Here is a 12,091-nt window from a genome sequence, read left to right as displayed (position 1 = left end):
ATGCCTCGCGTACCCCGCGTCGTCCGCCGGCCTGCCTTTCGGGCTCCGATACGGCGTACCGCCGCTGTCGCGCTCATGAGTCCTTCTTCCCGATCGACACGCGCGGGTCGAGCAGTGTGTAGGCGATGTCGATGAGGGTGTTCAGCACGATGAAGGCGGCGACGTACATCAGGCAGATCGCCTGGACGACGGGGAAGTCCTTCTGCTGAACCGAGCTGACGAGGAACTGGCCGAGCCCGCCGAGCTGGAAAACCTGTTCCACGATGACGCTTCCGGCGATCAGGCCCGCGATCGTGAGCCCGGCGACGGTGAGCACCGGCATCGCGGCATTGCGCATCACATGTCTGCGCACGACTGCCCCCCGGGGCAGTCCGCGGCTGATCGCCGTCTGCACGTGATCGGCCGACAACTCCTGCCGGACCGCGGTCTGCGCGAGTCGCGCGACGAACGCGACGGACGCCAGCGCGAGCGCGAGCGACGGAAGAACCAGGTGGTAGACCTCGTCGAGGCCCGCGCGGCCGGCGCCGAACACCGGGAACCACTCCAGGTCGACCGCGAACACGACGATCAGCACGACCGCTCCGACGAAGGTCGGCACCGCCATGACACCCGTCGCGGCGGCCATGGCCGACCGGGACACCCAGCCGGGCTTGAGGCCGGCGAGCGTGCCGATGGCCAACCCGAGCACCAGGACGATCGCCGCGGCCATGAGGACGAGAAGCGTGGTCACCGAAGCGCGGTTTCCGACCAGCGACGACACGGGTTGGTTGTAGATGATCGAGGTTCCGAAGTCCCCGTGCAGCACGCCGCCCAGCCACCTCAGGTACTGCTGCCAGATGGAGTCGTCGAGGTGGTACTCGGCCTTGATCGCGGCGATCGCTTCGGGGCTCATGGTGCGACCGTGCGTGAGATAGGTGAGCGGGTTTCCCGGCGCGGCGTAGAGCGCTCCGAAGACGACCAGGCTCGCGATGAACAAGGTCACCATCAGCCCCACGAGGCGAACGGCGACGAACCGCAGGACCGCCCCGCCGGGCCGCTGCTTCGCCTTCGCCTTCGCCTGCCCCGTTGGCGCGGGCACCGACAGGGTCGCGTCGCTCATCGGTTCACCTCCGGCTGTGCGTGATGGACCACGCGGCCACCCACGACGGTCCGCAGCACTCGCGTGTCGAGCAGTTCCTCGAGCGGCCGGGAGAAGATGTCCCGGTCGAGCACGATGAAGTCGGCGTACAGCCCTTCGGCGATACGGCCGTGCAGGTGCTCGGAGCGGCTCGCCCAGGCGGAGTCACGCGTGGCGTGCACGATCGCGTTCGCCAACGGCAGGGCGTAGTGCGCGAGATTGGCGGGCAGCGACGGATCCAGTGCCGAACGCCGTGTCGCCGCGATGAACATGTTGGGCAGCGGCGCGTGCGGCGAGGTCGGGGAGTCGGTGCCGAGCACGAGCGTGGCCCCGGCATCGGTCATCTCGGGCCACGGGAAGCCGCGCTCGACCCGTTCGTCACCGAGTACGCGTCGCCAGTTCTCCTGGATGGCCGGGTCGGCGTGCACGGGCTGCATGCTCGCCGTGATGCCGAGTGCTGCCAGTCGGTCGATCTCCGCGGGGTCGACGACTTCGAGATGCTCGATGCGGTGGCGGCGCTCCTTGGGGCCGTTGAGAGCGACGGCGTGCTCGACGGTGCCGATCGCGACGCGGATCGCCTCGTCACCGATGGCGTGCATGGCGACCTGCAGGCCGGCCGCGTCCGCGGCGGCCACCACCGGTGCGAGCTCGGCAAGACTCCAGATCGGGTCGGCGTTCGTGCCGTCCGCGTAGGGCTTCCCGAGAGATGCGGTGCACCCGTCGACGGTTCCGTCGACCATGACCTTGATGCCGGTCACGCGCAGGAACGGGGTCGAGTGGTGGGTGGCGAGTTCGACGGCACGCTCGACCTGAGCGCGATTCCCGGCCGCGTCTCCAGTGGGCTGGACGCGCCAGAACGCGCCGATGCGCGTGGTCAGGGCGCCCGCCGCGTCGGCTCGGCGCATCGCCGCGTAGTCGTCCTCGCCCAGCGCCATCTCGGTCGAACCGACGATCCCGGACTCGGCGTACGCCGCGAGGGCGACCGCCAGGGCCTCGTCACGGTCGGCGTCACTGGTGAAGCCGTCGAGCACCGGCCACACGAGGTGGTGCATCGCGGTCTCGTCGACCAGTCCGGTGGCCGCGCCCCGCTCGTCCCGGTGGACCGTTCCCCCGGGGGGTGATGCCGTGGTGTCGTCGATCCCGGCCTCGGCGAGGGCCGCCGAGTTCAGCCAGATCGAGTGGAAGTCGTAGGCCTGCGCGTAGACGGGCCGGTCGGCGACGACGACATCGAGCATGCCTCGATCTGGCTGGCCGCCAGGTATGTCACCGTGCTTCCACCCGGTGGCGAGCACGCGAGGGGCGTCGGGGTTCTCCTGGGCCCACGTCCGGATGCGCCGCTGGATCTCCTTCACCGTGTTGGCGCCCCAGAGATCGACCTGGGCCGCTGCTTCGCCGGTGCCGACCACGTGCGCATGGCCGTCGACGAATCCGGGGAGGACGGTCGAGCCGTCGAGGTCGTGGATCAGGGCATCCGGTCCGGCCACACGTGCCGCGGTGGCGTCGTCGCCGACGTAGGCGAGCCGGTCGCCCACCACCACGAGCGACTCGGCCCAGGTGCGTCGGTCGGAGGTGAAGATGCGGGCGTTGCAATAGAGATGAACGGGCTGGGTCACGTCGTTGTGCATCGGGTTCCTCAGAACTGTCAGAACTGGTCGAGACCCTCGCGGGCCGCGGTGTCGGGGTTGCCTGCCCGGTACTCGAGGGCGAAGCCGGGAATGTCGAGAGAGACCGTGAGCAACGTGCTCCACTGCTCGTGGCCGGGCTGGGACGCGTCGGCATGGACGCACACCACCGCGGCGGCGCCGTCACCACCGCAGAAGGCGGCCGCGCGCTCCGGCGCGGAGCGGCCGGTCATGTGGCCGCGCGCAGCGCGTGCGTGGAGGTACCGCTCGACCGACGCCGACTCCGGAATGCCGGCGTCGCCGTCGGCAAGCCCGGCATCGAGAAAGTGGTTCGTGTGGACGACCCAGCCGTCGTCGTCGGGCCGCACCACGGCGATTCCGGAGGGCGACATCTCGATGGACGCCGCTTCGGCGTGGCCGCCCTGGTGGCTCGCGACAGTCTGCACCGTGGACGCGCTCAGGGTCGCGGAGGCGACGATGTCGCGGGCCTCCGCCACCGTCGTCGCCTCCTCGAGGACGCGACGCGCGACCGCATGGACGGGTACGCCGCCGGTGGCTCCGTCGGAGCAATGCCTGAGGATGTTGAAGTGGAGGCCGAGGCCGGCGTCGTTCACCCCGATCTTCGCGGCCGTTCCGAACTCGGTGAAGAGCTTCACCCGGCGTCCGGTCCCGGTCACGAGCGCCAGCAGGAGACCGTCCGGAGTGAGCGAGTCGTGCCAGTCCCACGTCTGGATCGTCTCGGGTGGGCCGCCGGCGGGCGGCGCGTACACGGCGGTCGTGCACTCGCCCTTCCCGGGGGGTGCGGCGGCGAGCACCTCGGTCCGTGCGCCGACCGCGGCCACCTGCCACGGCTCGATCCCGGCTGCCCCGGCGATCGCGTCGGACTCCTCGGCCAGACCCGGATACCAGTCGCGCAAGGCGTCGTGACTGCGGGCGACGATGTCGCGGACGGTCGTCTCCGGGATGCCCAGAACCGCGAAATGCGCCAGGTAGCGGGCACTGACGTCACGCACCTGATCGGCGAATCGCGTGCCGATCTCGCGTCCCCGGTCGTGGGGGTCAGTGGTGGTCGTGCGAAGTGTGTGCAGCTTCATCGTGTTGCTCTTCGACCTTTGCTTGTGAGGCCAGTCACAGTGAGAGGCGGGCGACACGCTAGGTGGGTAAAACGTTTAATACAATGGCGTTGCGCAAGTCACTTCCGCTCACTTTCCGCTCGCTTTCCGCTCTTTCCGACGCAGCGGGAAATTCGAACCGAGGAGGTCGCCGTGGCCCGACCGAAGGGCGTGACCATTCGCGATGTCGCCCAGCGCGCGGGGGTATCCGTCGCAGCCGTCTCGATGGCGCTCAACGACACCGGGACGCTCAGCGCGGCCACGCGACTGCGCATCCGGGCACTCGCCGAGGAGATGGACTACCAGGCCGACGCCCTCGCGCGCGGCCTGCGACGTTCGTCGGTCGGGGCGATCGGGCTCGTCATACGGTCACTTGACGCACTCGGTGAATACGCGCCGCGGGGCGTCGACGTGTTCACTCGCTACATCGGCGCCGTCTCGGCGCAGGCGATGGACCGTGGACTCAGCGTGATGCTCGTACCCGACCCGACCAGGCGGCCGACCCCACCACTGGCGCTGTCGCTCGACGGCTACATCGTGACGATGCCTCACATGGATGATCCGGTGGTCGCTCTCCTCGAACGGAGAGGGATCCCGTACGTGACGCTGGGACGCGATCCCAGCCGCCCGGACTTCACGGACTGGGCCACCGAGGACGACAGCGCGAGCTTCCGGCGCGTCTACGAGCACTTCGCCGCGAGCGGCGCCCGATCGATCGCCCTGTTGCGCGGAACGGACCCCAACGCGTGGAACATCGACAGCGAGGCGACGTACCGCGCCTGGTGTGAGAGCGCCGGGATCACGCCGCGCGTCTACATGTCGGCCGAGCGCACCGGCGAGCAGGGCGGCGAAGCCGTGGCGCACACGATCGTGGACGACGGCATCCCCGACGCAATCCTGTGCCACACCGGCCGTCAGGCGGCCGGCGCGCTCGCGGGCCTCACGGCTCGCGGTGTCGCCGTGCCGGACCGGACGATGCTCGCCGCAGCTTCCGACTCCGAGCACACCCGCCACAGCAGGCCTGCCATCTCGGCCATCGAACTCCACGCCGAGGAAACGACGTTGGCGCTGCTCGACCTTCTCCAAGCGCGTATCGCAGGCGAGCCGAGCGCGGGACCGGTCCTGACGACCGATCGCTTCCGGGTACGCGCATCCTCACGACGCACTCACACGAACACCTGATTACTCGCTCGAGCTGCCGCACCCGGGATGATGGGGGCGCCGTTCCTGGCCGCTGGCCCACCGTGGCGAGCACCGAGCACAGCTCATGAAGTCCGAGGTTCGGACAGTAGCGTCACGTTCCCCCATAGCTCTCTGGTTCCTGCACCGGTACTGTCGGGCCGTGACACCCGATCCCTCCATCGATGCCGTTTCCGCAGGCCAGGGTCGCGTCAGTCAGCGCAACCTGCGTCTGTCGGCGGTGCTGGTGACGCCTGTGCTGGTGGTGACGTCAGGGTTGCTCGTGCGGTCAGGTCTGGTCGGTGATTCGTGGTGCATCCTCGCCCTGTTCTCTCCGCTGATCAGCGTCCTTGTCTGGTCCATCCTCGGCGAGGCGCGGTCCGTTGAGCTGCGAGACGGCCATCTGTTGACCGCGCACACCTTGAGCGGGCGGCGTACCGTCGATCTCACCCGACTGACGAAAGTACGACGACTCGAACTCATGGGCCGCGGCCAGCCGATAGACCGGCTCGCGTTGCAAGACGCCCATGGCGTCTCCCTCGTCATCGACAAGGGGCCCGACGCTGCGGTCCGCGAAGCGATCGCGCAGCGTCCGACCGGGGAGATTGCCGTCTCGCGCCGCGCGGCCGAGCGACTGCAGCTCATGCCGTCGACGTACCGCGCCTGGAGGACCTACCTCCGAGCCCTGCTCTGCACCATCGCCTGGATCAGCGCCGTCATGGTGTCGGGCATCATCTTCCTGACCGTCAGCCTTGGCATCGCGGGCAGGGTTTGACGGACGCTCCGGAGGTCGCAGCGGCGGAGGGGTCCGGTTGACTTCCGAGCCCTAGGCTCACGACACACGCGAAGGCATGCCCATGCCATTCGTGCGCGCCTTGCCGGGACGAGGCCCGGCGCACTTCCGGATACCCCCCGGGTCTACGCGCTTCTCTGTGACAGGGGTGTGACGCAGGCACGTTGCCACACGCAATGTGCGGTTGTGATGATGGGTGGTATGTCTGAGCACGGGGGTGCGGCAGGTGAGCCGCAGCGGATACCGAGATCGCGTCTCGCAGACTACGCGGCGATGAGCGCAACGCCAGATGCTGAACCAGCGGCGACGTCCGGGGAGCCCGATTCCGGACTGCAGGAAACCCCGCTCCCGCAGGCGGCGACAGCCGACCCGGCGACCGGGCCGGTCGGCCCGGATCCGGCGGCTGAGGAAACCGAAACAGCCGCCCGTAGAAAAGCGTTCGCCCAGCTACTCGGAGAGTTCCGGCGGACGGCCGTGCTGGTGCCGCTGGGCGACGAGCCGGGCGCGGAGGAGGAACGCGGGATGCTGACCGCCGACTTCAACGGGATCCGGTTCATCCTCGCCTTCTCCGACGAGCAGGCCCTGGCCCGCTACGCACAAGCGCGTGGCGAATACGCCCGGGAGTGGACATACCGCACAGTGCTGGGGGCCCGCCTCCTCGATGTGGCGGTGCCGGCCGCGGGGGTGCCCTGCGGGGTGGCCCTGGACTGCGCGGACGGGGCTGACGGGATGGTGTTCCCGCCGGTGAAGGGGATCGTGCCGGACGACGTGGCGCTCGACCGTGACATCGACGAGAACGCGGGGGGTGCCGCATGACCGGCGACGGAGGCGGTGGCGGAGGTGGAGGTGGCGGCGGCAAGGATCTGAAGGCCACCGGTCTGGATCTGGTCGCCAAGGGGTTGACCGAGGCGCTGGCCGAGTTGAAAGAGCTGGGGATGGTCGGGGAGGCCGGCGCGGGGCGCGGCTTCTCCGACATCGCTTTGTCCGGCCTGGAGTTGGGGCACGAAGGGCTCACCGGGGACTTCAAGTCGTTCTGCGAGCGCTGGGAGTGGGGTGTGCGCTCGCTGGTCAACGAAGGCAACACGTTCGCCCAGAAGACCGGCCTGTCGGCAGGCACGTACTACGAGACCGAGCAGTACGTGGAGGGCAGCTTCAAGGTCGTCGCGAACTCGGCGATCGGCAACCCGTACGCCTCCGAGGAGGACGTCACCAAGCAGGGCTGGGGTGACATCGCGAAGTCCGGTGCCTACGGCGGTGTCGACTACAGCGAGAAGTCCTTCGATCAGGCCATGGCCAACAGCGCGCAGGGCTGGAAGGACGCCGGCCGCGACATCGCGACGTCCCATACTGCGGGCCCGTTGGGCCTCAATCCCGAGAACATGCACAACGCTGCCGGCGTCTCCGATGCCGAGTACGACAAGTGGCTCGACGACACCTTCGGCCCCTCCCCCGAGGAGCGGGCCAAATCCGCCGGGCAGCAGGGCGGGGGTGAGGGCTGATGGGGCTCGGGGACATCGTCGACGGCGTCAAGGGCGGTATCAACAAAGGGCTTTCGGTCGGTGAGGATCTCATCGACGAGGGCAAGAAGAAGGTCGGCGAGGGCGTCGACTACGCCACGAACAAGGTCGGCGACGGCCTGGACTACGTGGGGCTGCACGGGGCGGCCGACGCGGTCGAGGACTGGGGCGACGACGTCGCCTCCGACCTCGGCGCAACGCCCGGCGAGCAGCAGCTCGGCCAGACCGAGGAGGCCAACGAGCTCGTCCACGGCAACCCCGACAAGATCCGCGAGTCCGCCAAGCACCTCAAGGACTTCCACACCGCCTTCGACCACGTCAGCGCGGGCATGCGCAAGGTCGACTCCTCCGGCTGGGCGGGCGAGGGCGGCGACGCGTTCCGCAAGAAGTTCGGCGTGCACCCCACCAAGTGGGCCGAGGCCGCCGACGCCTGCGACGATGCGTCCAGCACTCTGGAGTCGTACGCCGGTACGGTCAAATGGGCGCAGGGCAAGGCCAAGGAAGCCGTCGAGCTGTACAAGAAGGGCACGAAGGCGTCCAAGGACGCGGTCGACGCGTACAACAAGAAGGTTGACGCCTACAACGGAAAGATCAAGGCGAACGAGGACCCCGGCCCCAAGCCGGAGCCGTTCTCGGATCCCGGCAAGGCCGACATCAAGAAGGCCCACGAGACGCTCGCCGAGGCACGCAAGCAGCGCAACACCGCGGCCTCCGACGCCCAGGGCAAGGTCAAGGCGGCCCTCGCACACGCCCCCGCCGAACCCCCGCCGCTCGACCGCCTCGGCAACGACCTCGTCGACGGCTACCAGGCGTACAACCTCGAGCTGACGCACGTGGTGGGCGGCGCCCTCAAGGGCACGGCGGGACTGCTCAACTTCGCCCGCGGCCTGAACCCCACCGACCCCTACAACCTCACACACCCGGCCGCCTACATGCAGAACGTCTCCATGACGCTCTCCGGCCTCGTCTCCACGGCCGCGCACCCCGAACGCATCGTCACCGCCGCCGTCGACGGCTTCAAGAAGGACCCCTCCGAATTCATCGGCCGCCTCCTTCCCGAACTCGTCGGCACCAAAGGCGCCGGACTCGCCCGCAGCGGCCTGCGACTGAGTCTCAAGAAGGGGATGGAGGAAGGGGCGGAGACCGGCCTGCGGCGCGCCACGCGCGATGCCGAGCGGCACGCGGAACCCGACGGACAGAAGAAGTGCAACGGTACCGACCCGGTCGACCTCGCGACGGGGCTCATGTATCTGCCCCAGACCGACGTCGAACTGCCGGGAGTGCTGCCGCTCGCCTTCACGCGTCGCGCCGAGTCCGGGTACCAGCTCGGCCGCTGGTTCGGGCCTTCCTGGTCGTCGACGCTGGACCAGCGCCTGGAGATCGACGCAGAAGGGGTGGTCTTCGTCACCGATGACGGCCTCCTGCTCGTCTATCCCCATCCCGCTCCCGGGGTTCCCGTGCCGCCCTCCCACGGCCCCCGTCGCCCGCTGAACCGTGTCGACGGCGGTTATACGGTGAGCGATCCGCGCACCGGCCGCGTCTGGCACTTCGCCGACCGGGACGAGCGATCGGCGGTGATCGAGCAGATCGACGACCGCAACGGCAACTGGATCACCTTCGAGTACGACTCCGAGGGCACCCCGCTGTCCATCGCCTCCAGCGCGGGCCACCGTCTGGTGTGCACCGTTTCCGACGGCCGGGTCCGTGCCCTGCTGCTGGCCGACGCCGCCGGCGACGGGGAGAACCTGGAGATCAAGAGATACGGCTACTCGGACGAGGGCCACCTCACCGAGGTCGTCAACTCGTCCGGCCTGCCACTGCGCTTCACCTACGACGAGCGTGGCCGCATCACCTCCTGGACCGACACCAACGACCGCTCGTACACCTACGCGTACGACGACCGGGACCGCTGCGTGGCAGAAGGCGGAGCGGAGGGCCATATGGCTCTTCGCCTGGCCTATACAGAGCCCGACCCGAGCACGGGGTACCGCCTGACCACGACGACGACCGGCGAGGGTCACCGGCGGCGATTCCTCGTCGACGCCTCGTCCCGAGTGATCGCGGAGACAGACCCGCTCGGCGCCACCACCCGCTACCGGCGTGACCGCTTCGACCGGCTCCTGTCCCGCACCGATCCTCTCGGACACGTCACCGCCTTCCGGTACGACGAAGCGGGCAATCTCGCCCACGTGGTGCGCGCCGACGGGCGCGAGGCCCACGCCGAGTACAACGAGCTCGGTCTGCCCGTGAAGGTGACCAATCCCGACGGCACGACCTGGTGCCAGACCTACGACGAACGCGGCAACCGCCTCACAGCCACCACCCCCGCCGGTGCGACGACGCACTTCACCTACGACGAGGCGGGCCGACTCACCTCCGTGGTCGACCCGCTCGGCGGCGCCACGACGCTTCGCTGTGATCGCGCGGGCCTTCCGGTCGAGGTGACGGATCCGCTCGGTTCGACCACCACGTACGAACGTGATGCCTTCGGCCGGCCTGTCGCCGTCAGGGACCCGCTCGGGGCGACGACCCGCCTGGAATGGAACACCGAGGGCCGGCTCGTCCGCCGTACCGCGCCCGACGGCGGCAGCGAGACGTGGTCGTACGACGCGGAGGGCAACTGCACCGCCCACACCGACGCCGTCGGCAACGTGACGCGCAGCGCCTACACGCACTTCGACCTGATCACCGCGCGCACGACACCGGACGGAGCACAGTACGCGTTCACGCACGACTCGGAACTGCGCCTCACCAAGGTCACCAACCCTCAAGGTCTCACCTGGAGTTACGAGTACGACAGCGCCGGCTGGCTGGCCCGGCAGACCGACTTCGACGGACGTACGGTCCACTACGAGCACGACGCCGCCGGGCGCATGACCACCCGGACCAACGCTCTTGGCCAGACGGTGCGTTACGTCTACGACGAGCTCGGCAGGGTGGTGGAGAAGGAAACCCCCGCGGGCAACACCACCTTCGCCTACGACCTCACCGGCCGGCTCGCCCGGTCCGACGGGCCCGGGGGCTCGCTCACCATCCTGCGCGACCGCTTCGGGCGCGTGCGTTCGGAGAACGTCGACGGACGTGTACTGACCTACCGTTACGACGAGTTGGGACGACGGACCGGGCGGCTCACGCCCAGCGGCGCCGAGTCCGCATGGACCTACGACGTGGCGGGGCGCAGCGTGCGGCTGACGACCGCGGGGCGTGATGTGGGCTTCGCGTACGACTCCGCCGGCCGCGAAACCGGTCGCCGCATCGGCACGTCCCTCGCACTGGACAACTCCTTCGACGACATGGGCCGCCTCACCACACAGTCCGTCATCGCGTCGGGCGAGGACCGGTGTGTCCAGCGCCGCGCGTACACCTACCGCGCGGACGGCAACCTGCTGGGCGTCGAGGACCTCGTGTCCGGCACCCGGCGGTACGAACTCGACGCGATCGGCCGCGTGACCGGCGTCGAGGGCAGCAGCTGGTCGGAGTCGTACGCCTACGACCTCGCGGGGAATCTGACCGCCGCCTCCTGGCCTGACGAGCATCCGGGCCAGGCGGCCACCGGCGCGCGCTCGTACTCCGGTACGCGCCTCACCCGGGCAGGGCGTGTCCACTACGAGCACGACGCGCTGGGCCGGGTCACCGTGCGCCGCAAGCGCCGCCTCTCGGGCTCGACCGAGGTCTGGCGCTACGAGTGGGACCCCGAGGACCGGCTCGTCTCCACGGTCACCCCGGACGGCAGGAAGTGGCAGTACACGTATGACGCGTTGGGGCGACGCAGCGCCAAGACCTGTCTGGCCCCCGACGGCGAGACCGTGGTCGAGCGCACCGTCTTCACCTGGGACGGTACGACCCTGTGCGAGCAGGTGGCGACGTCGCCGGAGCTGCCCCGGCCTGTCGCTCTCACCTGGGACCACGCCGGTCAACGGCCCATCACCCAGACCGAGCGGGTGCTGGCACCCGGGGCGCCGGGCGAGCTGTGCCCGATGCCACCGCAGGAGGTCGACTCACGGTTCTTCGCCATGGTCACCGATCTCGTCGGCACTCCCACGGAGCTCATCGACGAGTCCGGGGACATCGCGTGGCGTCGGCGCAGCACCGTGTGGGGCACGACGGCCTGGGCGAGCGACAGCAGCACGTACACGCCGCTCCGTTTCCCCGGGCAGTACTTCGACCCCGAATCCGGCCTGCACTACAACTACTTCCGCCATTACGACCCCGAGACGGCACGCTACGTATCGCCCGATCCGCTCGGCCTGACTCCCGCACCCAACCCGTCCACCTATGTGGACAACCCCCATACCTGGTCGGACCCGCTCGGCCTCGCACCGGAGTGTCCGCCGAAGGGCGAGCACTCCAACCCCTTCGAGCGCCGGGAGGACGCCGAGAGGGCGGCCTTCGAGGTGGCGGGCGTCCCCTACGGGGCCGCGCCGGACGCGCAGTGGGTGGTGATGGGGGACAAGACCCTCAAGCACATGCCCGGGCACGTCTACTCGAAGGACCCCACCCACTGGGGCAACTTCCGGCAGTTCGAGACTTCGGACGGCTCCAGAGTGGTGGTCGAGCACACGCACGATCCGGCAGGTCCCCACTTCCACGCCGGGGCACCCAAGGGCTTCACCCCGGCGGACCGGAGCCGAGACCTCGTCAACTTCGGCTGGGACAACACCCGAGAGGGCTACAGCACGATGGAACGCTATCGCGCGTTGGACAAACCTGGTGGGGACCACCACTTCTTCCACAAGAACAACTGACGGACA

General features: G+C 69.3%; 8 protein-coding genes. 5 read left to right on the top strand and 3 right to left on the bottom strand.

The features are described from left to right. Positions 1-73: 73 nt before the first annotated feature. The 3 genes from OG758_RS39390 to OG758_RS39380 are packed head-to-tail and all read right to left on the bottom strand — an operon-like array spanning position 74 to position 3,833. Complete coding sequence (locus tag OG758_RS39390) at positions 74-1,099, bottom strand: ABC transporter permease (protein ID WP_326714242.1); 1,026 nt, start codon at positions 1,097-1,099, stop codon at positions 74-76. After that, complete coding sequence (locus tag OG758_RS39385; protein ID WP_326714241.1) at positions 1,096-2,742, bottom strand: amidohydrolase; 1,647 nt, start codon at positions 2,740-2,742, stop codon at positions 1,096-1,098. Before OG758_RS39385 ends, OG758_RS39390 begins: the two co-directional genes overlap by 4 nt. 17 nt (positions 2,743-2,759) lie before the next feature. Then, the gene (locus OG758_RS39380; RefSeq protein WP_326714240.1) at positions 2,760-3,833 is read right to left on the bottom strand and encodes a C45 family peptidase; all 1,074 of its coding nucleotides are present in this window, start codon (positions 3,831-3,833) and stop codon (positions 2,760-2,762) included. A gap of 171 nt (positions 3,834-4,004) precedes the next feature. Between OG758_RS39380 and OG758_RS39375 the strand changes: the two genes are divergently transcribed. From OG758_RS39375 to OG758_RS39355, 5 genes are all read left to right on the top strand, one after another. Next, a complete protein-coding gene (locus OG758_RS39375) occupies positions 4,005-5,033 on the top strand; it encodes a LacI family DNA-binding transcriptional regulator (RefSeq protein WP_326714239.1) in 1,029 nt (342 codons plus the stop codon). 160 nt (positions 5,034-5,193) lie between these two features. After that, positions 5,194-5,805 (top strand): hypothetical protein, encoded by a 612-nt coding sequence (locus OG758_RS39370; protein WP_326714238.1) that lies wholly within the window; start codon positions 5,194-5,196, stop codon positions 5,803-5,805. A 207-nt stretch (positions 5,806-6,012) separates the two neighbouring features. After that, positions 6,013-6,639, top strand: a complete 627-nt coding sequence (locus tag OG758_RS39365; RefSeq protein WP_405651569.1) for a hypothetical protein — start codon at positions 6,013-6,015, stop codon at positions 6,637-6,639. After that, complete coding sequence (locus OG758_RS39360; RefSeq protein ID WP_326714236.1) at positions 6,636-7,322, top strand: hypothetical protein; 687 nt, start codon at positions 6,636-6,638, stop codon at positions 7,320-7,322. The genes OG758_RS39365 and OG758_RS39360 overlap by 4 nt, the downstream gene beginning before the upstream one ends. Beyond that, entirely contained in the window at positions 7,322-12,085 is a 4,764-nt protein-coding gene (locus OG758_RS39355) for a putative T7SS-secreted protein (RefSeq protein WP_326714235.1), read from the top strand. Before OG758_RS39360 ends, OG758_RS39355 begins: the two co-directional genes overlap by 1 nt. Positions 12,086-12,091 lie beyond the last annotated feature (6 nt).

The organism is Streptomyces sp. NBC_01474, from assembly GCF_035918215.1.
GTDB classification, from domain to species: Bacteria; Actinomycetota; Actinomycetes; order Streptomycetales; family Streptomycetaceae; genus Streptomyces; species Streptomyces aureus.
This window is presented reverse-complemented; position numbering and strand designations above follow the sequence as displayed.

What these genes read in the sequence shown, in the direction of transcription:
- OG758_RS39355 (WP_326714235.1), top strand. Translation starts at nt 7,322, where the DNA reads ATGGGGCTCGGGGACATCGTCGACGGCGTCAAGGGCGGTATCAACAAA.
- OG758_RS39380 (WP_326714240.1), bottom strand. Translation starts at nt 3,833, where the DNA reads ATGAAGCTGCACACACTTCGCACGACCACCACTGACCCCCACGACCGG.
- OG758_RS39390 (WP_326714242.1), bottom strand. Translation starts at nt 1,099, where the DNA reads ATGAGCGACGCGACCCTGTCGGTGCCCGCGCCAACGGGGCAGGCGAAG.
- OG758_RS39385 (WP_326714241.1), bottom strand. Translation starts at nt 2,742, where the DNA reads ATGCACAACGACGTGACCCAGCCCGTTCATCTCTATTGCAACGCCCGC.
- OG758_RS39365 (WP_405651569.1), top strand. Translation starts at nt 6,013, where the DNA reads ATGATGGGTGGTATGTCTGAGCACGGGGGTGCGGCAGGTGAGCCGCAG.
- OG758_RS39360 (WP_326714236.1), top strand. Translation starts at nt 6,636, where the DNA reads ATGACCGGCGACGGAGGCGGTGGCGGAGGTGGAGGTGGCGGCGGCAAG.